The following is a 24,293-nucleotide window of genomic DNA, read 5'->3' as shown; positions in this document are numbered from 1 at the left end:
ACGGGGTGTTGCATCGATCCCTTGAAATCGCCCGAGTAGCGAAGACCCTGGGCGCAGGATCAACGTGAGGCCGACACTGATTCCGCGGCTACAGCGCAGAAGCCCGAGTGGGCGAGACCGTGAGCGCAGGATCAAGTGGCATGACTCGACGGACTGCCTCAGCCGACCAGAGAATCGCGCAACGTCTTCGGCCGGATGTCGGTCCAGGTCTCCTCGACGTAGGCCAGGCAGTCGGCGCGCGTGCCCTCGCCGAACACGACCCGCCAACCGGCGGGCACGTCGGCGAACACCGGCCACAGGCTGTGCTGCTCTTCGTCGTTGATCAGGACGTAGAACGCACCGTTGTCGTCATCGAACGGATTGCTGCTCATCGCTTCTCCTCGCGGATGGTGTGGAATATTCGGCACCCAGCACGCGGTCGCTGAGCAGACCGAGGCAGCTGAGGTTGGGGAATCCCGGGCCTTGGGTGAGCCAGGACAGGCTGGGCAGGAACAACTTCGGCGTGACGCCGCTGACGGCGAGGTCGTAGCCGATGGACCGCTGCAGCGAGTCGGCGGACAACGGAGCACCGATACCGAGCTCCAACACGTCCAACGCATCCTGGCTCAGCAGCGGCGCGAACCACATGGAATCGGCGCCGGAACCGTCGATCACCAGGTCGAATCCGTGCACCGTCTCCAGGCAGCCGGAGTCGCGTTCGGTCTGCAGGGTCAACCGGATTCGGTCCTGCTGAGGCACGGCATGGGCGACCCGGCCGCGCAGGTGCCGGATCCGGTCGTCGGCCAGGAGCGAGTCCTGCACGCGGGCGGAGAACACGCCCCGGTCGGTGCGGGCCATGGCATCTCGGCGCTCGGAGACGCTGAGCCCGGCCCAGCCCGTCGGGTCGGAGAACAGGGTGTTCTCGAAGTAGCCCTCGCCCCGGGTGAACAGGGTGACCCCCGGCGAGATCACCGTGATGGTCGAAACCCGGTGCGAGAACAGCTCATCGAGCATGGTGGCGGCGGTCTCACCACCGCCGATGACGGCGACCCGCTCGGCGTTGATGCGCTCGTCCTGGGCGACGCGATGCCAGAACTGGGCGATCGACAGCACGCGCGGGTGCCCCGGCAGGATGGATCGCTGGGCCTGTCCGGGCCCGGTGATCATCACGCCATCGGCGCGGACCTGCTGCTCGTGCGTGTGCAACACCCACTGGTCGCCGTCCACCGACAGCTTCGCGACCTCGCCCGTAATCACCTGCATGGCAACGCTTTCCGCTACCCATCTCAGGTACTGGCTCCAGCGTCGATGGGTGGGTGCGGGCCGCCCGCGGTCGATCCATTCGGCGAACTGTCCCGTCGAGATGAGGTACGACTGCCAGCTGTGCCGCATCATCCGTTCGTCGAGTTCGACGTTGCGGCGCGGCACCAGCGCGGACCGGTACGGGAACCCGACGTCCTTCTCCGGGCCGGTGCCCAGCCGGTGCCGGCCGTCCGTCCAGCCACCGGCGGCCTGCCAGTTGGCGCCGACGCCGAGGCGTTCCACCGCGATGACCTCGGGCGCGTCCACGCCCATGGCCCGCAGTTCCGCGGCCTTGGCGGCCACGGCGACCGCTTTGGCGCCGGCGCCGATGACGGCCAAGGTATTTCGGGTCTCGCTCATTTCACCACTTCCCTGAGCTGCGATTCCCACAGCTGTTGCAATTCGGCAATGTCGTCTGCGCTGAGAATGTCTGGCACCGTGCGCCATTGGACACCGAGCAGCGTGGTGCCGTCGTGGTCGATGATCCCCGCCATGAGGGTCAGCTCGTGGTGCACCGCGTAGTTCGGTTCGGGTACCGGCGATGCGCCGGCCAGCAGCGCACCGTCGAGCTGCAAAGCGGCACCGCTCGCCCCGAGGTGTACCCGGCCCAGATAATTCAGCAGCACCTGAGGTTCCGGGTAGGCCGACAACCGCTCGGCGGTGTCCGCACGCAGGTACCGCAGCAGCCCGAAGTCGATGCCGTGGCCGGGGACCGCGGCAATTTCGGCAACGACCTGGTGCGGCGCTTCGGAATTGAGTCGCAGCGGGTAGATGGCGCTGAACAGTCCGACGGTGTCTCCGGTGTCGGCCTGATCCGACACCACGGCGTCTGCACGACCGTGGGTCTCCAGCGCCACCAGCGGCGCCGGGGTGTCCTGTCCGCGACTCTGCCGCCAGCGGGTGACGGTGCGCGCGGTCGCGGCAGCCAACAGATCGGTGACCGGTTGGCCTGCCCCGAGCAGAGTCGCCGTCAGGTCCGGGTCGATGACCGCCATGGCCACCACGACGTCTGCGGCGCAATCGGTTTCGGGCCGCACCCGGCGGCTGCCGAGCAGTGGATCGGGCCCGGAGACCTGCGCCTCCCAGAAGTCCCCCGTGTCGAGGTGCTGCGCGCGCTCGGCGAGCAGGCGGGACCACGCCCGATAGCTCGTGTGTTCGCGGATGCTTGCCGGTTCGGCACCGGAGTTCAGTGCGTGCCAGCCGTTTTCCAGTTCGCCGAGCACAATTCGCCAGGACGCCGGGTCGACGGCCAGCACGTGAGCGCTGAGGACCAGCACCTTGCCACCGGGCTCCCCGGCGCTGCCTGGTGCGTGCAGCAGCACCGCCTGCAGGAGGCGGCCCTGCTCCGGATCCAACCGTTCGACCGCGAGATCGGTCTGCTCGGCGACCGCGGCCACGAGGTCGCCGTCGACGGTGACCTCGGATAAGACGGTTCCCACCGGATGGTCGACCAGGGTCATGGTCGCCCGATCCAAGCGGCTGCGCAGCGCGGGGTGCGCGGCGATGACGTTGTGCAGCAACGTGGTCAGCTGCTCGGCGGTGATGGTGTCCGGCAGACGCACCGCCTGGGTCTGGGCCAGCCGCCGGCCGTCGCCGTATTGATACAGCCAATGCACGTTGGGCAACACCGGTACCGGGCCCGACTCCTCGGCGGCCGTCGCGGCCAATTCGTTCTCCGCGTCGAGTTCGTCGGCCAGTTCCCGAATGCTCATGCAGTCCAGCATCATTCGCGCACGCAACGCCAACCCGCGACGGCGCGCGGCCTGTACCACCGACAGCGCGACGATGCTGTCGAGCCCGAGATCGAGGAAATCGGCGGTGACGTCGAGTCCGGACGGATCGGCCGCTCCGAGGACCTCGGCAAAGAGCTCCGCCACCGCCTGTTCGGTGACCGTGGCCGGAGCGGCCGCCCGCTCGGTGCCGGCGGCAGCGTCGATCGCGGCCAACGCGGCGTCGTCCACTTTGCCGTTGACGGTCAGCGGAATCTCGTCCACCGCGATGATGTGGTGTGGCACCAGGTATCTCGGCAGCCGGGACGCGAGCATGCGCCGCAACTCGGTGGCAGATGCCGCTCCAGCGACGTACGCGACCAGCCGTGGCCCGCTGCCGTGCCGGCGGACGGTGACGTGCGCGTGCCGCACGCCGGGGTGGGCGTGCAACACCGCGGCGACCTCGCCGGGCTCGACGCGGAATCCCCGGATCTTCACCTGATCGTCGGAACGCCCCTGGAATTGCAGACCGCCGGTGGCGGGATCGCGGCGCACCACGTCGCCGGTGCGGTACATCCGGGCGCCGGGCACGAACGGGTCGGCGACGAATCGCGCGGCGGTCTCGCCGGCGCGACCCAGATAGCCGCGCGTGAGTTGGCCACCGGACAGGTACAGCTCACCGGTGACACCATCCGGCACGGGCCGTAGCCACGCGTCCAGCACATAGGCGCGGGTCGAGGTGGTCGGGTGCCCGATGGACGGCGTCTCGTGCTCGGTGAACGCGGCGACGACGGCTTCCACCGTGGTTTCGGTCGGGCCGTAACAGTTGTACGCCGACATACCGGTGCGGTCGCATTCGTCACGGATGGCCGCCCACGCGTTCGGGTCGACGGCTTCGCCGCCCAGCGCCAGCGCAGTCAGCGGCACCGTCGTCAGGAGTCCTTCGGCTTGCAGCTGGGTGAACATCGACGGGGTCGTGTCGATCAGGTCGACGCCGTACTGCCCGATGGTCGCCACCAGCGCCTCGGCATCGCGCTGTACGTCGTCACCGACGATGTGCAGACCGTGGCCGTCGAGCAGTGCGGCGAGTGGCTGCCAGGCCGCGTCGAAGGTGAACGACCAGGCGTGCGCAACCCGAAGTGGCCGACCGGCTCTCGCCACCGCAGGATGCAGCACGCGAGCGGCGTGGTCGGCGGCGTACGCCAGCACCGCGGCATGGGTACCGACCACGCCCTTGGGCTTGCCGGTGGTACCGGAGGTGAACACGATGTAGGCGCCCTGGCCGGGATGTGTCGGTGCCGGCTCGAATTCGGCGGCCGGGCTGTTGCCCGCCGCGGCCAGCAGCGCGTCGTCCACGACGATCGACGCGTCGGTCTGGCCCAGGATCTCCGCGATCCGGTCGGCGGGCATCGACGGGTCCAGCGGCACGATCAGGCCGCCGGCCTTGAGCACACCGAGCATCGCGACCACATAGTCGGGGCCGCGACGCAACAGCACCGGCACCGGTGTCTCCGTCTCGATGCCGCGGCGCCGCAGTTCGGCCGCGACGCGGTCGGATGCCTCGTCGAGGCCACGGAACGTCAGTGCGCCGCCGTCATAGCTCAGCGCCACCGAGCCCGGCTTGCTACGCGCGGTGGCGGTGAATTTCTCATGGATACCACCGGTTTCGGTGGTGTCCGGCGTATCCGCCACGTCGGGTGCCGTCAGGTGGATACCGACGTCGCGCAGCGGATGGTCCCAGCCATCGACGAGGCGCTGCATCACCGCGAGCACCTGCCGCCCGAGACTCTCCGGTGAGAGCAACCCGGTCGCACCGTCCTTTGTCTCGACCAGGATGGTCAGTTCACCATCGGTCAGGTGCGCCGCGACGGTGACCGGGAAGTGGGCCAGGCTCTGCAGTGCCCGGGGCCGGAAAGTGGCTCCGCGGACGTCGAATTCGCCGCTGCCGACCAGGCCGCCCGGCGGGAAGTTCTCGTAGACCAGGAGACTGTCGAACAATTCCCCCACGCCGCCGAGCGAGCGCAGCTCGGTGTGCGACAGGTAGCTGTGCTCCCGCAACTCGACGGCATCGCGCTGCAGGGCCACGCACTGCTCACCGACGCGGCGCAGCGGGTCCAGTTGCACCCGCAACGGCACGGTGTTGATGAAGAGACCGACCATCGATTCGACGCCGGCCAGTTCCCCCGGACGGCCGGAGACCGTCACGCCGAAGACGACGTCACGCCGGTCGGTGAGCACCGACAGGATTGCCGCCCAGGCCATTTGGGTGAGGGTGTTGAGGGTGACCCCGCGGGCCCGCGCGGCCTCGACCAGCCGATGCGTCTCGCCCGCGGATGCCTTGATCTCGGTGCACCTGGGCAACTCGTCGCCGAGTTCACCGGAGCCGAGCGCCGGAGCCAGCATCGTCGGACCGTCGAGCCCGGCCAGGTGCCGCTGCCACAGCCGCCGGCCGGCCTCCGGGTCGCGGGCCGCGAGCCACCCGATGTAATCGCGGTACGGGCGCGGCGCGGCAGGCAGCACGGAGAGTTCACCGCCCGCGGCATACAGCGCGAGCAGTTCGCCGACGAACAACGGCAATGACCATCCGTCGATCACGATGTGGTGCGCGACGACCGCGAACCGCCAACGCTGTTCGGGCATTTCGATGAGCAGGAATCGGATGGCCGGGCCGCGCTCCAGGCTGAACGCCCGACGCCGCTCGCGCGCTTCGAGGTCGTCGGCATCGTCGGACGACTCGGCGGTGACCTGCCGCCACGGCAGGTCGACGGCGCTCGGAATCAACTGCACCGTACGGGTTCCGGCCTGCACGAAGCTGGCCCGCAGGTTCGGGTGCCGCACCAGGAGTGCCGCCGCGCAGTCCCGCAGCAGGGCCGCATCCACGGCGCCGTCGATGTCGGCCGACATCGCGATCAGATACGGGTCATCCGCTTGATCGAGTTGGGCCATCGAGTACAGCCCCTGCTGCAGCGGGCTGAGGGCCAGGACGTCCTCGATGACCGGCGCGGGTTGCAGTGCGGTCACTGCGGCCCCTGCGAGGTGGTCCACGAGGCGGTCAACTCGGCCAGCTCTTCGGCCGACAATCCTGACACTGTCATCGGCGCGTGCTCGCGATCCTGCCCCTGCGCCCCTTGGGTTTCCGCCGCGGATCGGGCGTCGATCGCGGCGGCCAATTCGTGCACCGTCGGATACTCGAAGACCATCCGGGCGGTCAGTTTCATGCCCGCGTCCCGGCCGCGGGCCGCCAGCTGCACCGCCTTGATGCTGTCGCCGCCCAGGCTGAAGTAGTCGTCGCCCCGGCCGATTTCGGCTTCTGCGTCGAGCACCTCGGCGAGCAATGCAATGAGAGCGCGTTCGGAGTCGGTGCGGGCGGGTTCCACCACCGTCGACCCGGTTCCGGCGGCACGCAACTGGACGGCCTTGATGCGCTCGAGCTGTCCGGTGGCCAGCCACCTGCCGCGTTCGCCGGTCGGCATCGGCTCCGCATCCTGCGTGGCGTGGTAGATGTCACCCACCACACCGACGCCCACCGGCTGCCGCCATTCGTCGAGCACCAGCACCCCATCGATGCTTTCGACGGCTTCATCGACGCGCAGATCCCGCAGCCGCTGATCGGCGTTCTCGGCGAGACCAGTGATCACCCGAACCAGCCGATCGGCGAGACGCTGAGCGGTCTGCGGCGTGTACAGATCGGTGCGGAAGATCAGGTGCCCGCGGTAACCGTCCTGGGTGGCAAAGAAATTCACCGACAGGTCGGCATGCGCCACGTCGAACGTCGGCTCCAGCGCGGTGAACGTCGTGTCGCCGTCGGCCCGGGAGTCGATGACATGGTCGGTGGGCAGGTCCTCGCGCACGTGCACGACGACGCCGAACAGCGGGTTGCGCGACAGCGACCGGGCCGGGCTGACCGCATCGACGACATGATCGAACGGCAGGTCCTGATGTGCGTAGGCGGCCAGTGCGGTATCCCGCGACCGGACCAGAATCTCGCGCAGCGTCGGATCCCCGCTCAGGTCGTTGCGCAGGACCAGGATGTTGATGAAGAAGCCCACCAGCGCATCGAGTTCGGCTTCGGTGCGCCCGGCCACCGGGGTACCGAGCGGAATGTCCAGGCCCTCCCCCGATTTCGCGAGCGCCACCGCCACCGCGGACTGCAGCAGCATGAAATCGGTGATGCCGAGCTCGCGGGTCAGCGCGGTCAGCTTGGTCCGAACCTCTGGGTCGACCACGAACGGCACCGACGCGCCTTCGCCCGAGAGCACCGGCGGCCGGGCGAAGTCTGGGCGCAGCCCTGGGTCCGCGGCCGGCGCGGCCAGTTGGCTACGCCAGTAGTCACGTTGCGCGGCAAGCATTCCCGACTCGTCGGACAGCAGGGTGGCCTGCCAGGCGGCGTAGTCCGAGTACTGCACCGGAAGCGGCGCGAATTCAGGTGCGCGCTGCTCGAGGCGGGCCCGGTAGGCGGTGACCAGGTCGGTGAACAGCACACCGGCAGACCAGTGGTCGGCGGCGATGTGGTGCACCATGATCGACAGCACATGCTGCCCCGGAATCGACAGCACCGCGGCCCGGATCGGCCACTGTGCTTCCAGATCGAAGACGTATCGGCGTTCCTGGTCGAGTTCGGCCTGCAACCAGTCTTCGTCGGCGCCGCGGGCGCGGCGCACCGGCAGCGGCGCCGGGTCGTTCACGACCTGGTATGGCACCCCGTCGATTTCGGTGTACGTGGTGCGCAGCACCTCGTGCCGCTCGACCAGATCGCCGAGCGCGGCCACGAAGGCGTCGACGTCGCACGGGCCGGTGATCCGGGCCGCGAACGGGATGTTGTTGACCGGGCCGGGACCGTCGATGCGGTACTGGAACCATTGCCGAAACTGCGACGCCGACATCTGCCGCGGCCCGGTGTGCTCGATCGCCAACAGCGGCGGCCGGTTGTGCGGCGCGCCGGTGTCGACGCGGGCGGCAATCTCGGCGACGGTGCCCAGCTCGAAAACCTCACGCACGCCGATGTCGGCGTTGCACCGCGCCCGGATCGCGGCGACCAGTTTGGTGGCCAGCAGCGAGTGGCCGCCGAGTTCGAAGAAGGAGTCGTCGGCGCCGACCTGGTCCACCCCGAGCAGGTCGGCGAACAGCTCGGCGACCGCACGCTCGGTATCGGTGGTCAGTTCACGGAATGCGGTGCGGGACTGGATGTCCGGATCGGGCAGCGCGCGACGGTCGATCTTGCCGTGTGCGGTGATCGGGATTTCGTCGAGCACGACGTAACCGGCCGGCACCATGTATTCGGGCAGCGCTGCCGCCACCCGGGCCTTGATCCGTTGCACGTCAACCGATTCCAGGTCGCCACGCGCGGCCGGGGTGAGGTAGCCGACCAGGCTCTTGCCCAGCCCGGGGAGGTCGCTGGCCACGACGACGGCCTGCCCGACGCTGGGGTCCACCGCGATGGCCGCCGCGATCTCGCCGAGTTCGATGCGGAAGCCGCGGATCTTGACCTGCTCGTCGGCGCGGCCGACGAATTCGATGTCACCGTCCACGTTGAGCCGGGCCAGGTCGCCGGAGCGGTACAGCCGGCCGCCCGCGGTGAACGGGTCGGCGACGAAACGCTCGGCGGTCAGGCCGGGTCGCCGGTGGTAACCGTGCGCGACATGTGTTCCACCGATGTAGATCTCGCCGATGACGCCGGCCGGTACCGGCTGCAAGGCGTCGTCCAGCAGATGCATCTGCGTGTTGATCTTCGGGTTGCCGATCGGCACGATGCGCGTACCCTGCTTGCCCTCGACGCGGTACCGACTGGCGTTGATGACGGTCTCGGTCGGCCCGTAGAAGTTGTGCAGCAGTGCGTCGAACGTGGCGTGGAACTTGTCCGCCACCTCGCCCGGGAGCGCTTCACCACCGATCGGCACGCGCTTGAGGCTGCGCCATTCGTTGACGCCCGGCAGGGACAGGAACAGCCCAAGCAGAGAAGGCACGAAGTGCATGGACGTGATGCCCTCACTGCGCAGCAGCTCGGTGAGGTACCCGATGTCGTTGAGGCCGCCCGGGCGCGGAATGACCAGGCGGGCACCGCAGGCCAGCATGCCGAACACCTCGGCGATGGACACGTCGAAGCTCGGCGAGGCCACTTGCAGCAGTCGCTCGTCGGCGTCGATCTGGTACTCGTCGACGAACCACACGAAGTACTCGGCGACCGGACGGTGCGGTACCGGAACGCCCTTGGGCAACCCGGTCGAGCCCGAGGTGTAGATCAGGTAGGCGGTGTTGCCCGCGGTGAGCGGACGCAGCCGATCGGCGTCGGTGGGGTTGTCGTCCCGCTGCCCCGACACATCCGTGATCGGTTCGCGAATCACGAGTTTCGGGTCGCAGTCACCCAGGATGAAGGACAGCCGGTCCTCGGGATAGGTCGGGTCGACCGGCAGGTACACGCCGCCGGCCTTCACGATCGCCAGCGCGGTGATCACCAATTGGGGCGACTTCTCCAGCAGGACCGCGACGCGATCCTCGGTACCGATGCCCTGGCCGATCAGCCAGTGTGCCAACCGGTTCGCCTCGGCGTTGAGTTCGCGGTAAGTGAAGTACCGGCCCTCATACGCGACGGCGACCGAATCCGGGGTGCGCTCGGCCTGCGCTTCGATCAACGCGGCCAGCGTGGTGTCCGGGGTGCTGAACTGCTCACCGGTGGCCATGCGGCGTAGCCAGTCGGCGTCGGCATCGTCCATCAAGGCCAGCTCGGCCAGCGCCCGGCTCGGGTCGGCCAGCGCGGACTCCAGCAGCACGACATAGTGGCGCAGCAGTTGGTCGGCCAGTGCGGCGTCGAGGATTTCGGTCAGGTACTCCGCCTCGACGATTGCCCCGTCGTCGTCGAATTCGACCATGAAGCCCAACGGCAGCTGCGTCTGGTGGCCGCGGTACTCGGCCCGGCGGCAGGTGATTCCCGACGGGCAGAAGCCCCGGCCATCGGCCTCGCGCGCGCCGAACGAGACCCGCGCCAGCCGCTCCACGCCGTGGCGGCGGTCCGGGTTGAGCTCGCGCACCACGCGGTCCAGGTTGATCTGCTGATGCGCAAAGGCGCCGTGGGTGGTGTCCTTGGCCTGCGTGACGAAGTCGCCGAAACTCTGTCGTGCTTCGGGGCGCAGTCGCAGTGCCACGGTGTTGCCGTAGTAGCCGAGCGCTTCCTCGGTGCCGCCGCTGCGGTTGAGGACCGGGGTCGCGACCAGGATGTCGTCGGCGTGGGTGTAACGGTGCAACAAGGTGCCGAAAGCCGCCAGCAGCACGGTGTATGGGGTGGCACCGGTTTGGCGCGCCAGCTCGGCGATCCGGGCCACAGTGCCGGCATCGATGCGCCGGGTGACGCGCTGCGAGCGGTGGCCGGTGGGCACGAGAGAGCCGTGCGGACCCGGAAGCTCCAGCGGCTCAGGCGGATCCGCGAGCACGGAGCGCCAGTACTCCAGCGCCTCGGTGTGATCCTCGGCGGGCACGGCCGCCGGAATCACCTCGGCCAATGGCTCGCCGGCCAATTCGCCCTCGTAGGCCCGCGTGAGATCGGCGAAGAACACCTGCCAGGACGCGTCGTCCCAGGCGATATGGTGCGCGGTGAGCAGCATGATGTGCTCGTCCGCCGTGGTACGAATCAGGCTGATCCGCAAGGGTGATTCGCTGTCGAGCTGAAACGGGGTACCGAATTCCCGCTGCGCCAACACCTCGAGTCGCAAGGCGCGGGAGGCTTCGGAGAGCTCGCTGAGGTCGTGGGTGCTCCAGCCCGGCGACAACTGCTCGTGCACCGTCGAGCCGGGTTCGCCCGTCGCGTCCGCCCGGTAGGTGGTGCGCAGAATCGCGTGGCGGCCGGCCACCGCGTTCACGGCAGCGTGCAGGCGCTGGGGGTCCAGCTCGCCGGTGATCGCAAAGGACACGCAGACATTGAGTAGTGCACCCGCAGGTTCGGCGGTCTGCACGAACCACATCCGGCGCTGGCCGTCGGACAGCGCCGGCACCACCGGCGCACCTTCGTTCGACTGCGGTTGGTTCTGGGACTGCAGGCCGCGCTCGGCCAGCTTGCGCCGCAACAGTTCCAGGCGCGCTTCGTCCGCATTTGCTCCTTGCGTGCGCGGGGCCCGGATGTCGGTCTCTGTCACGCTAGCTCTCCACCTTTTCTGATCTATCGGTTAGCAAATCCACCAGTTCGATACCGGTGATGCCGCTGAGCAGTCCGGCCAGCGAAACGGCCCGGCCGGTGCCCCGGCGCAGTCGCTTGCGCAGGTCCAGTGCCAGCAGCGAATCCAGGCCCAGGTCGAACAGGGCCGCGGTCAGGTCGATGGCGGCGGGGTCGCCCAGTTTGAGCACCGCCGACAGTTCATGACGGACGACGTCCTCGGTGTCGGCACCGTCACTGACAGATACCGGAACCTGCTGCGGGACAGCCGGTTCCGAGGCCGGCGGGGCAGCACCGAGCAGCGTCGCCAGCCGCTCGGTGTCGGCGCTGAAGATCAGCGGCGCGGGCGCACCGGTGCCCAGGGCCGCCTCGATGGCGACATCGGGATCCATTTCGCGCAGCCCGGCACGCTCGATCCGGGCCACCTCGTCGGCACCGACGATGCCGGCGCCCGGCCACAGTCCCCACCGCACGGCCACGCAGTCCAGCCCTTTGGCGCGGAACTGGCCGGCCAGCACGTCCTGCATACGGTTCACGGCAGCGTAGGCGACATGACCGAGCCCGCCCCACAGTCCGGACACCGACGAACACACCAGGATTCGGGCGGTGGGACGCAGCGGCCAGTACTCGGCCAGCCGGGCCAGCCCGGTCACCTTGGCGGCCGCGGTGGCGATAAAATCGTCCGCACCGACTGTGGTGCCGAACGCTGCGGCACCGGCGGCGTGGACCACGAGCGTCGCGCCGTCGCCGGCATGGGCAGCCGCGGCGGCCGAAACCTGTTCGGGCGAGGTGATGTCGCATCGGACCGACAGCACGTCGACACCGTCGAACTCGGCCAGCTGCTCCGCGCCGGCGCCGCTGCGGCTCAGCAACACGATGCGCCGGGCGCCCGCGGCGGCGAGGGTGCGTGCGAAATGCCGGCCGACCGCACCGTTGCCGCCGGTGATCACCACGTTGTCCAGCAGCCCCGGTGCCGGTGCGTCGGCGTCCGGCAGGGTGTGGAGTCCGCGCCGGTATTGCTGTGAATCACGTAGCGCCGCTTCGGTGCCCGTGCCCAGCATGGTTTCGATGACGGTGGTCGCCGCCGGTACCTCAAGTTCCCAGGACGCCAGGTCGAGGTGGCGGAACGACTGATCCGGATGGTCGAAGCCGATGCTTCGGTGCATGGCAGCGAGGGCCGCTTGCGCCGGCAGCGCCACCGGCTCGTCGTCGCGCACGTGCTCACCGCCGACGGTCACCAGCCAGACATCGGTGCATTGTGGCCCGATCGCATTCGGGTAGTCACACAACCCGCCGCGGATCAGCTCAGCGAGGTCCGTGATCGCCGCTTCGGTATCGGGGTGGTCGAGCATCGGCGCCACGACGATGAGGAGGTCTGCCTCTGCCGGCTCAACCGGCACCGTGCCGAGGTTGGCCCGCACACCGTCGCGGAGCCGGTCGGCGAGTTCGCCGGGCTGGCCGAGATCGAGCACCGCGGCACGCCGGATGATCAACGGGACGGTCTCGTCCTGCTGCGGCAGCCACTGCTCGGCGCTGACCGTCAGGCCGGGCACCGGGGGCAGTGGTTCGGGCGTGGCCCAGAGGTGCATCGCCGCCATCGGCGCATGCGGAAATGCTTGCAGCATAGGCTGATTCGTCTCAATATGCCCGGCCCAGTCGTAATCGGGGTCGGACACGGCCACTGTCGCGATGTTGTCGGACAGTACGTCGACGAGGGTTTCGTCGCGGCGGCCCGACCCGACGATGAGCGGCTCGCCGACCCGATCACTCGCACCGCTCGCAGCGGTATCGGCGAGTGCGTGCAACAACGCGGGGTGTGCCGACATCTCGACGAACGCCTCGACGCCGTTGTCCCGCGCCGCGACGGCCGCCCGGTCGAACCGCACGGTATTCCGCAGGTTTCGGTACCAGTACTCGCCGAATTCGGTACCCGCGCCGACGACCTCGCCGGTCACCGATCCGATGAACGGCACCGTCGGCTCGGCGAACCGTGCGTTCGGCACACCGGCAAGCAGTTGCGCCCGCAGCGGTTCCAGCGCGCTGGTGTGGGCCGGGAAACTCATGGCGATGACGCGGGCGAAGCGGCCGCGGGACTGCATGCTGGACACCAGGTCGGCGACGGCGGACCGGTCTCCGGACACCACGACCGAGGCCGACGAGTTGACCACGGACAGTTCCATCCACCCGGACGCATCCGAAACCGCCTGCCGCGCTTCGTCGGCACTCACACCCAGGCTCGCGGCGCCGAAGTCGCCCGCCAGGCTGTCCAATGCGCCCGCCCGGGCGATGACCACGGCGACCGCCTCGGCCAACGTCATGGCCCCTGCGACATACGCCGCGGCGATCTCACCGAGGCTGTGCCCCAGCGTGACGCCGGGTTCGATGCCCAGTGCCTGCCAGACCGCCGTGAACCCCACGGCGTGCGTGAACTGTGCGCTCTGACTGTGGATTTGGGTCCATTCCCGATCGACGGGGTCGACCAGGAAGGCCAGCGGAGAATCGATTCCCGCGGCGACGAACGCGGCCGCGCAGCGGTCGACCGCCGCGCGGTACACCGGCAGCTGCCGGTACGCGTCGGTGCCCATCGACGGCCACTGGCCGCCGTTACCCGGGAACACGAAGGCCGTCCGGGGCGCCGCGGTCCGCGCGGAGACCGCCACCAGCGGGTGCTCCTCCCCCGCCGCCAGCGCGCGCAGGGCAACGGCGAGCTCCGCGGCGTCGTGCGCCCTGACCACGGCCCGGAAGCGCCGACGACGGCGCAGCCGCAACAGCATCGCGGCCACCGCGCCGATCCCCACGGCACCACGCCGGTCCAGGTAGTCGGCGACACCGGTCGCCTCGGCCGCCAGCAGCTCTTCGGTGTGGGCGCTGAGCAGGACCGGCACCCGGCCGTCGGGAAAGTGCGAAAGGCTCATCACGCGGCCAATCCATCTGTCACCTCGGGCATCGCGACGACGACGTGCGCGTTGGTGCCGCTCATGCCGAAAGCCGAAACCGCGGCGAGGCGCTCACCGTTCGCGGCAGGCCACGGCATCCGATCGGTGGCAAGCCTCAGGCCCTGGGCGCTCCAGTCGATTTCGATGCTCGCCTGCGCGGTGTGCAGGCTCGCCGGGATGGTGGCGTACTCGGCCGAGACCAGCACCTTCGCCAGTCCGAGCGCGCCGGCGGCGGCCTGGCTGTGTCCGACATTGGATTTCACCGAACCCAGGACCGCTCCCCGGCCGGGCGCGGTGGCACCGTAGGTCTGGGCCAGCGAGTTCAGTTCGGTGCGGTCACCGAGTTTGGTTCCGGTGCCATGCCCTTCGATCATGCCGATCTGGTCGGGCCGGGCGCCGGCAAGGTCGAGCGCGCGGCCGAACAGCCGCGCCTGGGCCGGCCCACTCGGCGCGGTCAGGCCGGTGCTGCGGCCGTCCTGGTTGAGGCAGCTGGCCCGCACCTCCGCGAGCACGCGGTGGCCGTTGCGCTGCGCCACCGACTTTCGTTCCAGCACGAACATGCCGGCGCCTTCGGCCCACACCGTGCCGCTGGCCTGCGCGCTGTACGGCCGGCAGTGCCCGTCGTCCGAAAGCGCGTGCTGCTTGGCGAATTCGACGAAGTAGCCCGGTGAACCCATCACGCATACTCCACCGGCGAGCGCCATGCTGCAGTCGCCCGCGCGCAGTGCCTGCACCGCGGTGTGGAACGCGGTCAGCGCCGATGAGCACGACGTGTCGACCGTGAGCGCCGGACCATCGAGGCCCAGCAGGTAGCCGATCCGTCCGGAGATCACACCCAGCGACGTCCCGGTGATCAGATGTCCACTGAGGTCGGAGTACTCGGCCAGATCGGGCCCATATCCGGTGCCCGAGGCACCGATGTAGCAGCCGACGTCGTGTCCGGCCAGATCGTCCGGGTTGATCCCGGCGTTCTCCAGTGCCCGCCACGTCACCCGCAGCGCAACCCGCTGCTGCGGGTCCATCGCCACCGCCTCGCGCGGCGAGATTCCGAAGAACGTGGGGTCGAAAAGCGCCGCGCCGGTGAGGAATCCGCCGCGGTTGTGGATGCGCTTGAACCCGTCGCGGCGTGAGCCCGCCAGCAGGTCGCGCACGGCCCAGCCCCGGTCCTCCGGGAACACGCCGAGTGCCTCGCGTCCGGAAGACAGCAACTGCCAATAACTTTCCGTGTCGTCGACGTCGCCGGGAGCTTCGACCGCCATCCCGACGATGACGACAGGATCGTCGGTTCTCGAGTCCGCGCCCATCGATTCAGCGCGCACTGATCACGTCCGCGATCGTGTCCAGCTGGTCGTTGAGGTAGAAGTGACCACCGTCGAACTCGGTCAGGGTGAAGGCACCCGACGTGTGGTTCTCCCAGCGACGCAGCATGTCCTGGTCGATGCGATGGTCGGCGCGGCCGCCGAGAGCATGGATGTCCGCGGCGATGCGGCCGCCACCCAGGTAGCGGTTGAGGGCTTCGTAGTCCGCACCAACCGCCATCAACAGCATCTCCACGAAATCCACGTCGGCGAGCAGCCGGGGGTCGGTGCCGCCGAGATCGACCATCTCGGCGAGCATTTCGCGCGGTCCGGTGGGCAGCGGCGGCGCATCGACCACGTCGCACGGCGCCTGGCCGGCGGATGCCCACAGGCTGTGCACGGCGGCCCCGCTCTGTTCGGCGACCCGCGCGAACTCGAATGCCACCACCGCACCCATGCAGTGCCCGACGAGCCGCAGCGGACCGGCAGCCGCCCAGTCACCCGCGGCGAACAGGTCGGCAGCCAGCTGCTCCACCGTCGGATGCGCCGGATGCGCCAGCCGGTCGGCGCGGCGCGGGTACTGCACGACGTACGCGTCGATCCCCTTGCCCGACAGCGCGGTCGCGAGATCCCGGTAGGCCACCGCGGCGCCACCGGCGTGCGGGAAGATCACGACCGCCCCACCGTCACCGGAGCCCGGGTAGTGCTTGATCCACGGCGCAAAAGCGCCGTGGCGCTCGGTCGCGAAGGCGGCATTCGGCTCGGTCACGAAGCAGCCGCCGTGTCCAGTGCGGTGAGAACGTCGTCGTGGTTCATCTCGGCAATCTCCAGGTAGAGCTCGGCGACCAGTTCCAGTCTGTCGCTGCCGTCCTCGCGGGCGGCGAGCCGCTGAGCCAGGGCCCGTACGGTCCGGGCGGCGAAGATGTCCGGCACGCCGACCGTCGGGGTGTCGAGCCATTTCCGGACCCGCGCCACCGTGGCGGTCGCCAGGACGGAGTCACCACCGAGCTCGAAGAAGTCGTCCTCCACACCGGCATCGACCGAGAGCAGCTCTGAGACGATCGCGACCAACGCCCGCTCCAGCGTGGTGTCCGGCAGCGCGCGCCCGGTGCCGTCGGCCGCCTGAACCAGCGCCGCGAGTTGACCGGCCGCGGCCCGGCGGTCGGTCTTGCCGCCGACGGTGAACGGAATCGAGGCAACCACCTGCAGCTGCCGCGGGATCATGTGTGGCGGTACGAGTTCGGCCACCGCCGCGGAGATTCGCTCGGCGGTCAGATCCGGATCGTCAACCGAGACGAGGGCCGCCAACACGTCGTGCCCGCGCTCCCCGCCGGAGACCACACCGGCCACCGCGGCACGCACGCCGGGTACCCGCTGCAGCGCGGCTTCGACGTCACCCAGCTCGATGCGGTAGCCGCTGATCTTCACGCGGTGGTCGGCACGCCCGACGAACTCGAGGATGCCGTCCGGCCGGTAACGCGCCAAATCCCCTGAGCGGTACCAGGTTCGGCCCGCGTAGCGCACGAAGCGGTCGGCGGTCAGGTCCGGTCGGCCACGGTAACCCGAGGCGATACCGCGTCCGGTGAACCACAGTTCGCCGGCCACCCAGTCGGGGCAGTCCTGGCCGGCCTCGTTGACCACGCGGCACGCGTTGTTGCTGAACGGCACACCATAGGGCACCGCCGACCACGTGCCCGGCAGCTCACCGGCCTCGAAAATGGTGGCGTGGATGGCGGTTTCGGTGGCGCCGCCGAGCCCCGCGACGCGAACACCCGGCGCCTGCGCCTGCAGGTGGCGGACCATGGCGGTCCGGACCCAGTCGCCGCCGGTGAGCACCACCCGCACGGTGTCCAGACGCCCGGCACCGACCTCCACCAGCATCTCCAGCCAGCCCGGTAGGAAATTGAGCACCGTCACGCCGTGCTCGGCGATGAGCGCGGCCCAGCGGTCCGGGTCGCGCCGGTACCGCTCCTCGACCACCACGATGCTGCCGCCGGTGTCGAGGGTGGCGAACATGTCGAGCACCGACAGGTCACATTCGAGTGTGGCCAGCGCGAGGCAGCGATCAGCCGGCCCGATGTCGAAGTGTCCGTAGAGGAATTCCGCGGTGTTCATGGCCGCGTCGTGGGTGACCTCGACACCCTTGGGCTCGCCGGTCGAACCGGACGTGAACAGCACGTACGCCAGCTCATGCGGATCGGTGGCGGCGGGGACGAACGGTCCTTCGGCGCGGCGCCCGATCCGCATCGCCTCGGTCACAGTGAGCGACGGTTTCCAGGACGGCGCGAGGTCATCCGTCTTCCCGTCGCTGCGCTCGCCCCCGCTGCAATACCCGTCGCTGCGCTCGCCCCCGCTGCAATACAAGGCCATCCGGACCCCGCCGGTCGCCAAGATCTTCTCGGTGCGGTCGGCCGGCTGATCCACCCCGATCGGCAGGTAGACCCCGCCGGCGGCCAGGATGGCCAGCAGCGCGATGATCTGTTCCGCGCCTTTGGGTCCGAGGACGGCAACGGTGTCCCCCGGCGTGATGCCGGCGACCCGCAACGCCGAAGCGACAGCCGAAACTTCTTCGGCCAGTTCGGCATACGTCCATTGCCGGCTCTCGCCGATCATCGCCGTGGCGGTCGGCCGGGCGGCCGCCGAGGCGAAGAAACCGGTGTGCAGTGCCGCGCCGCCGGGCGCCGCGGTGCGGCTGTTGACTTCGTCGCGGACCGCGCGCTGTGCCGCCGACATCGGCTCCGGCGTGGGTGCCTCCCATGCGGTGTCCTCGACGGCCAGCCGCTCCAATTCGGCGATGTGGCGGGCGAACATGGCGTCGATGACGCCCTCCGGAAACGCCTCCTCGCGCACATCCCAGTTCACCAGCACGCCACCATTGAATTCGGTCACCTGGGCGTCCAGCATCACCTGCGGCCCTTGCGAATTGATCCATCCCGGCGTGCCGAACGTCTCGATCACCGCCGAGCCGAACAGTTCGCCGAGGCCGAGGGCGCTGGTGAACACCACGGGCGCGAGCACCTGGGTTCCGCGGTGCCGGCTCAGGTCCCGCAGCACCTCGAGGCCGGAGTAGCCGGAATGCGCTGCGGCGCTGCGGAATGCGTCCTGCAGGACACCGCAGCGCGCCGTCGCCGTGGCCGCGCCGGTGAGGTCGACGTCGAGCAGCAGCGACGACGTGAAGTCACCCACCAGGCGGTCGACATCGGCGTGGCGCTGTTCGCGCCCGAACAGCGGCACGTTCAACAGGAAGCGCTGCCCGGCCGACCAGCACGCCAGGGCGTCCGAGAACGACGCGGCCAGGGCCATCGCGGGCGTGATGCCGCGCCGCCGCGCGGCGGCGTACAGCGCGTCCCGCACGTCGGGGGCCAGCCAGTGCCAGCGGCGGGTGGTGTGCCGTGGGTCGTTCTGCTCAGCGACCGGGACCAGTGGCAGGCGAGGCGGATCGGGCAGTTCCGGGAGCCGGTCGCTCCACCACTGCCGATCGGCATCGGCCCGGGGATCGGGCTCTTGCGCTGATCGCATTGTGGCCATGCGGTACTCGCGGTAGGTGTAGGCCAACGGAGCCAGCTCGACACCGCGGTACAGGGCCGCGAGATCGGCCATCAGGGTGCGGTAGCTCATGGCATCGGCGGCCTGCATGTCCAGGTCGACGTGCAGGCGGGTGGCACCGTCCGGGAGCAGCGTCAGGCTCAGCTCGAAGACCTGGCCGGTCAACTGCTGATGCGCCTTGCGGCGTTGAATGGCCGCCAACTGCTCGGCGATCTGCTCGGCCGGCAGGGCCCGCAGATCGATGACCGCCACCGGGAAGTCGCCGTCGAGTTCGTTGATGCGCTGCGTGCCGTCGGCCAGGAACTGCACGCGCAGCATGGGGTGCCGCACCGCCAATGCCGTTGCCGCAGCGGTCAATCGCTCCGCGTCGACCCCATGGCCGTCGAATTCGACATAGAGGTGTCCGGCGACGCCACCCAGCTGCTGGTCGTCTTCCCGGCCGATCCACATGGCATGCTGCATCGGCGCCAGCCCGAACGGCTGGTCGCCTTCCGAATCGTCCTGCGGCACTGATGCTTCCGCGCGTTGCACGCCACCTGCCGCGGCCAGCAGTTCCGACCAGGCCGTGATGGTCGGCTCCGCAGCCAGTGCGGCGAAGTCGATATCGATGCCCTGCTTCCGCCAGCGACCGGCGAGCGACATCATGCGGATCGAGTCCAGCCCCTGACCGATCAGGTCGGCGCCTGGGTCGAGGGTGTCAGCACGGGCACCCAGCAGTTCGGCAACCTCCTCGCGGATGGCCTGCGAATTCACTGCCACGACGCCCACAAAACCCTCCCGAACACGTTAAAGACAGGCTGTCCTAATTTTGATTAGGCTACCCTATATTGCTGCCACCCCCATGCCTACCCCGAGGGATCTGCCGTGACGCGCACCACTGCCGCCGCCGAGGCCGACCAGCATTTGCTGAACGGATTCGTTCCAATTCCGCACGATCGTGCCGAGCGATACCGACGGGCGGGCTACTGGGTCGGTAAATCGCTGGACAGCCTCCTGACTGACGCCGCGCAACAGTGGCCGAGCCGCGTCGCCGTCGTCGATCCGTCCACGTCATATACGTTTGCCACACTCGACCAACTGGCGTCAGAGGCGGCCGCCGGGTTCGCCGCCCTTGGCATCGGAATCGGTGATCGCGTTCTGCTGCAGGTACCCAACACCGCCAACTTCGCCGTCGCCCTGTTCGGGCTGCTGCGCGCTGGCGCGGTGCCCGTCATGTGCCTGCCCGCCCATCGCCGCGCCGAGCTCAGTCACTTCGCGACTGTCAGCGGCGCTGTCGCCCTCGTCATCGCCGACCGGTTCGGCGGTTTCGACTACCGGGACCTGGCTCGTGAGCTGGTAGCCGAGCACCCGGGCCTCCGGCACGTGATCGTCGACGGCGAGGCCGCCGAATTCACCAGCTGGACTTCCCTTTTCGGGCAGGATCCGAGGTCAGCACCGACCATCAACACAGCCGAACCCGCGCTGCTCCTGGTCTCCGGCGGCACCACCGGCGCACCGAAACTCATCCCCCGCACCCATGACGACTACTACTACAACGCCACCGCCAGCGCCGCGCTGTGCGAAATGACCGGTGACGACGTGTATCTGACGGTCTTGCCTGCGGCACACAACTTCCCGCTGTCCTGCCCGGGACTGCTCGGTGCGATGTCGGTGGGCGCCACCACCGTCTTCACCACCGATCCCAGCCCCGAGTCCGCGTTCGCCACCATCGCACGGCACCGCGTCACCGTCTGCGCACTGGTGCCCGCGCTGGCCACCCTGTGGACCCAGGCCTGCGATTGGGAACCGCAGCGCCCCAACACGTTACGACTACTGCAGGTCGGCGGCGCCAAGCTGTCCGCCCCCGATGCCGCAGCCGCCCGCGCCGCGCTGACCCCCGGTCTCCAACAGGTTTTCGGCATGGCCGAAGGGCTGATCAACTACACCCGCCCGGGCGACGATCCCGAACTGCTGGACCACACCCAGGGAGCACCCCTGTGCCCTGACGACGAAGTGCGCGTCGTCGACGACGAGGGTGCCGAGGTACCGGTCGGCACCGAAGGCGAACTCCTGGTGCGCGGGCCGTACACCCTGAGCGGCTACTACCGGGCCCCGTCCGACAACGAGCGGTCGTTCAGCCCCGATGGCTTCTATCGAAGCGGTGACCGGGTGCGTCGCCGGGCCGACGGCTACCTCGAGGTCACCGGCCGCATCAAGGACGTCATCCACCGCGGTGGGGAGACCATCTCGGCGCTCGATCTCGAGGAGCATCTGCTCACGCACCCGTCGATCCGGGCCGCGGCCGCCGTCCCGGTGCCCGACCCGTACCTCGGCGAAAAGATCTGTGCGGTGGTCGTTTTCAGTGGACCGGCTATCGGCCTCAGCGATCTCAACCGTTATCTCGACGGCCGCGGTGTCGCGGTGCACAGCCGGCCCGACACCCTGATCGCCCAGACGTCGCTGCCGGTGACGGCGGTCGGCAAGGTCGACAAAAAAGCCATCACCCGAGCCATCACCAACTCTCGCGAGCAGACGTAAAACTGTCGATTTTCGATTGATATCGACAGTTTTACGTCTGCTCGCGGAACAAGACTTCCCCAACAAGGAGCCAAGCCCCCATGTCTGAGACACCAAAGACCCTGCGCGAGTACATCGTCAATACCGCGATCAACACCATTCCGCCGCTGGTCGCGTACTACGTGCTGCGCGTGTTCGACTTCGAGCCGTATCTGGCGCTGGTCGGGGCGATCATCACCGCGGCCGTGCAGGGCGCGCTGACCATGGTGCGCAAGCGCAAGGTCGAGCCCGCGAACGTCGTGGTGATCGTCGGCGCGGCGTGCTCGCTGATCATCGCAGTCACCACCAGGAACCCGCGCATAGTCCAGGCCCTGGAACTCGTCCCGATGTCATTGCTGGTCTGGTCGTTCGCGATCAGCGGGCTGCTGCGCAAGCCGAATTCGAAGAAGATGGCCGGTGTCATCTCCCCCGCCCTCGCCGAAGAGGCTCTGCCCGATCGAGGCTGGACCGAGCAGAGCCTGCAGGACTGGCACCGGTTGCACACCCAACTGTGCGTCGGGCTCGGGCTCCTGTGCGGTTTCTATCCCGTCTTCGCCCTGTACATGATCTTCAAGTACCCCGTCGACATCTCGCAGTTCGTCATCGTCGCGACCGGCCCCACCCTCGTGGTGCTCTGCATCGTGTTCGCGGTGGCCCGGATTCGCCGGTTCGTGGGGCAGCACGATCTCGCGTCCGCCTCGGCGTGAATCGACGAGGAGTCCCTGGGTCCAGGACCTTTTCCGCGCGGCCGGTTACACCGAAACCCCGCCGGACAGGGTCGGAGAAACCCGCCGATTCTGAGTAGTCACACTCATCCCGCCGCGCCCGGTGCTCGGGCATCATGAGCGCATGCCGAGACTCCTGCCCGACTTTCACAGCGTGATCGACGGCACCGCGCCCGACCGCGACCGCAGCATCGATGTGGCGCGCCTGGGTGCGTTGCTGGTGGTGATGTTCGGCCACTGCGCGCTGCTGCTGGCCACCATCAAGCCCGACGGCGTCCACATCGGCAACACGTTGGGTGCCGTCCCCAGCCTGCAGCCGGCCACCTGGGTACTCCAGGTCATGCCGTTGTTCTTCTTCGCCGGAGCCGCGGCGGGCATCCATAGCTGGCGGGACGGGACCCCCTGGGGGACTTGGCTTTTCACCCGGGCCCAACGCTTGTGCAGGCCGGCGTTGTGGTACTTGGGCGCCTGGACGGCCGCCCTGATCGGGGTGCGGTTCACCATGGGCGCCGAGTCGGCCGCGGCCCTGGGCAACGAGGCGGTCGCGCTGCTCTGGTTCCTCGGCACCTATCTGATCGTGCTGGCGTTCGTCCCCGCACTGGCCCGGTTGCGATCGGGCCGCTCGGCCGCGCTGGTGGTCATGGCGCTCATGGCGGCTGCGACGCTCGGCGACTGGGCCCGGATCAGCACCCACACGATGGAGGCGGGCGCCGCGAATCTGGTTGTGGTCTGGCTGATCCCGATGGTCATCGGCGCCGCCTATGCGCACCGGTTCATCACGCCGGGCACGGCGCTGGCCGTGGCCGCCGGCACCCTGGCCGTCCAGGTGGTCCTGGCCAAATTCGGGCCGTACGACGTATCACTGGTGGTCACCGGCACGGAACGGATGTCGAACGTCACCCCGCCGACGCTTCTGCTTGCCCTGCAGTGCGTCTGGATGTCCAGTCTGTTCGTCGCGGGCGCCGGCGCGGTCCGCCGGTGGGCCCAGCGCCCCCGCATCTGGTACCTGATCGTGGTGGGCAACAGCGGGGCGATGACGTTGTACCTGTGGCACATTGCCGCCATCGCCATCGCGACGTTCGGTCTGCACGCGGTGGGCCTGGATGCCTACAACCCTGCAGCCCCGTACTTCTGGCGCAACATCGCGATCCGGGCGCTCGTCTTCGCGGTGGTGATGGCGGTCATGTTCCTGCTGCTGTCCCCGCTCGAGCACAACCCGCTGCGGTGGTGGGACGCACGCGTGCGGGCGACGGGACCCGCCTCGACCGTGGCAGGTGTGCTGGTCTGCGCGGCCGGGGTGGCGCTACTGCTGATGGCCAAGAACGGGCTGGGCACGGGCGCCGGGTGGATACTGTCGGCGCTCTTCATCGGTGCGCTCGCCGGGGCCCGGCTCAGCGCGGGACGAACTCAGTGTGCGCTGACGAACGTCACGGTCGGCGTCGGTGAGTCCGTGACCAGCGTCGGCCCCGAAGCGGACAAGACGTAGGCCTCGTTGCCCCTCGGGTAGCCGCCGCCGTTGGTCGAGATGTGCACGTGCGTGTAGTGATTGGCGTCGGGGCCGCCGTAGTCCGGCATCCGGTGCGCGGTGCCGTCCGGGAAATAGATCGCCTGTCGCCAGATCACGTGGTTCAGATCGAACTTCCCAGCGTTGGCCAGCACGTACGCCAGGATGCGGTCCCCGAGCGCCTTGCCGGCGGACGACCCGTAGTCGGGCACCATCACGTCCAGCGCCAGGCCCTCAGGATGCCAGCGCAGGGAGTCCGGGCGGACCCCGGTCATCGTGTGAATCTCCGGGAACGTCGCGCTGACGGCCCGCTCGGCGAGGATGGTGTCGACCTGCAACCCACGCTCGGCGGCGACCCCCACCGGCAAAGCGATCGTGCGCGCCATGGCGCGCGAACTCTCGGCCGCCTCGGCCACGATCAGCGAACTCGGGTGCGGCGCTGGCGGCTCGGCCAAGACCACCTGCGCGCAGCAGATATCCACCTCAGTGGCGGTGGTGACCGGGTGGGTCGCGGTGCCCGCGGACACGAACGCTGCGGCCGGCATCACCAGCGCAGCCAGAGCCACCGACCAGCGGCGCCGGGCGCGCGTGCCGGTAGCTAATTCGGGCCTGTCCACCG

At 69.1% G+C, this 24,293-nt stretch carries 12 protein-coding genes; 3 read left to right on the top strand and 9 right to left on the bottom strand.

Going from position 1 to position 24,293, the window contains the following annotated elements; translation table 11 throughout:
• Positions 1–158 precede the first annotated feature (158 nt).
• The 8 genes from ACWW1C_RS08195 to ACWW1C_RS08160 are packed head-to-tail and all read right to left on the bottom strand — an operon-like array spanning position 159 to position 19,678.
• A complete protein-coding gene (locus ACWW1C_RS08195; protein ID WP_455982965.1) occupies positions 159–371 on the bottom strand; it encodes an MbtH family protein in 213 nt (70 codons plus the stop codon).
• A complete protein-coding gene (gene mbtG / locus ACWW1C_RS08190; RefSeq protein ID WP_455982964.1) occupies positions 349–1,641 on the bottom strand; it encodes an NADPH-dependent L-lysine N(6)-monooxygenase MbtG in 1,293 nt (430 codons plus the stop codon). Before mbtG ends, ACWW1C_RS08195 begins: the two co-directional genes overlap by 23 nt.
• Positions 1,638–6,011 (bottom strand): amino acid adenylation domain-containing protein, encoded by a 4,374-nt coding sequence (locus ACWW1C_RS08185; RefSeq protein WP_455982963.1) that lies wholly within the window; start codon positions 6,009–6,011, stop codon positions 1,638–1,640. The genes mbtG and ACWW1C_RS08185 overlap by 4 nt, the downstream gene beginning before the upstream one ends.
• Complete coding sequence (locus ACWW1C_RS08180) at positions 6,008–11,113, bottom strand: amino acid adenylation domain-containing protein (RefSeq protein ID WP_455982962.1); 5,106 nt, start codon at positions 11,111–11,113, stop codon at positions 6,008–6,010. Before ACWW1C_RS08180 ends, ACWW1C_RS08185 begins: the two co-directional genes overlap by 4 nt.
• A gap of 1 nt (position 11,114) precedes the next feature.
• Positions 11,115–14,045 carry a mycobactin polyketide synthase MbtD gene (gene mbtD, locus ACWW1C_RS08175; RefSeq protein WP_455982961.1) on the bottom strand — a complete coding sequence of 977 codons (2,931 nt, stop codon included), beginning with the start codon at positions 14,043–14,045 and terminating at the stop codon, positions 11,115–11,117.
• Complete coding sequence (locus ACWW1C_RS08170) at positions 14,045–15,370, bottom strand: beta-ketoacyl [acyl carrier protein] synthase domain-containing protein (protein WP_455984197.1); 1,326 nt, start codon at positions 15,368–15,370, stop codon at positions 14,045–14,047. Before ACWW1C_RS08170 ends, mbtD begins: the two co-directional genes overlap by 1 nt.
• 4 nt (positions 15,371–15,374) lie before the next feature.
• A complete protein-coding gene (locus ACWW1C_RS08165; protein ID WP_455982960.1) occupies positions 15,375–16,133 on the bottom strand; it encodes a thioesterase II family protein in 759 nt (252 codons plus the stop codon).
• Complete coding sequence (locus tag ACWW1C_RS08160; RefSeq protein ID WP_455982959.1) at positions 16,130–19,678, bottom strand: non-ribosomal peptide synthetase; 3,549 nt, start codon at positions 19,676–19,678, stop codon at positions 16,130–16,132. Before ACWW1C_RS08160 ends, ACWW1C_RS08165 begins: the two co-directional genes overlap by 4 nt.
• 96 nt (positions 19,679–19,774) lie before the next feature.
• Here ACWW1C_RS08160 and ACWW1C_RS08155 point away from each other — a divergent pair, with 96 nt between their 5' ends.
• The 3 genes from ACWW1C_RS08155 to ACWW1C_RS08145 all read left to right on the top strand — a co-directional run bounded on the left by ACWW1C_RS08155 (position 19,775) and on the right by ACWW1C_RS08145 (position 23,656).
• On the top strand, positions 19,775–21,427 hold the full coding sequence (locus ACWW1C_RS08155; protein WP_455982958.1) for a (2,3-dihydroxybenzoyl)adenylate synthase: 1,653 nt from the start codon (positions 19,775–19,777) through the stop codon (positions 21,425–21,427).
• A gap of 80 nt (positions 21,428–21,507) precedes the next feature.
• Positions 21,508–22,152, top strand: a complete 645-nt coding sequence (locus ACWW1C_RS08150) for a VC0807 family protein (protein WP_455982957.1) — start codon at positions 21,508–21,510, stop codon at positions 22,150–22,152.
• A 142-nt stretch (positions 22,153–22,294) separates the two neighbouring features.
• Complete coding sequence (locus tag ACWW1C_RS08145; protein ID WP_455982956.1) at positions 22,295–23,656, top strand: acyltransferase family protein; 1,362 nt, start codon at positions 22,295–22,297, stop codon at positions 23,654–23,656.
• On the opposite strand, the gene ACWW1C_RS08140 is transcribed toward ACWW1C_RS08145, so the two are convergent.
• A complete protein-coding gene (locus ACWW1C_RS08140) occupies positions 23,578–24,291 on the bottom strand; it encodes a hypothetical protein (protein ID WP_455982955.1) in 714 nt (237 codons plus the stop codon). The two genes, ACWW1C_RS08145 and ACWW1C_RS08140, sit on opposite strands and share 79 nt — an antisense overlap.
• Positions 24,292–24,293: the final 2 nt, after the last annotated feature.

Source organism: Mycobacterium sp. HM-7, assembly GCF_053852335.1.
This window is presented reverse-complemented; position numbering and strand designations above follow the sequence as displayed.

Excerpts from the sequence above, each read along its gene's own strand:
- ACWW1C_RS08195 (WP_455982965.1), bottom strand. The coding sequence starts at position 371 with ATGAGCAGCAATCCGTTCGATGACGACAACGGTGCGTTCTACGTCCTG.
- ACWW1C_RS08150 (WP_455982957.1), top strand. The coding sequence starts at position 21,508 with ATGTCTGAGACACCAAAGACCCTGCGCGAGTACATCGTCAATACCGCG.
- ACWW1C_RS08170 (WP_455984197.1), bottom strand. The coding sequence starts at position 15,370 with ATGGGCGCGGACTCGAGAACCGACGATCCTGTCGTCATCGTCGGGATG.
- ACWW1C_RS08145 (WP_455982956.1), top strand. The coding sequence starts at position 22,295 with ATGCCGAGACTCCTGCCCGACTTTCACAGCGTGATCGACGGCACCGCG.
- mbtG (WP_455982964.1), bottom strand. The coding sequence starts at position 1,641 with ATGAGCGAGACCCGAAATACCTTGGCCGTCATCGGCGCCGGCGCCAAA.
- mbtD (WP_455982961.1), bottom strand. The coding sequence starts at position 14,045 with ATGAGCCTTTCGCACTTTCCCGACGGCCGGGTGCCGGTCCTGCTCAGC.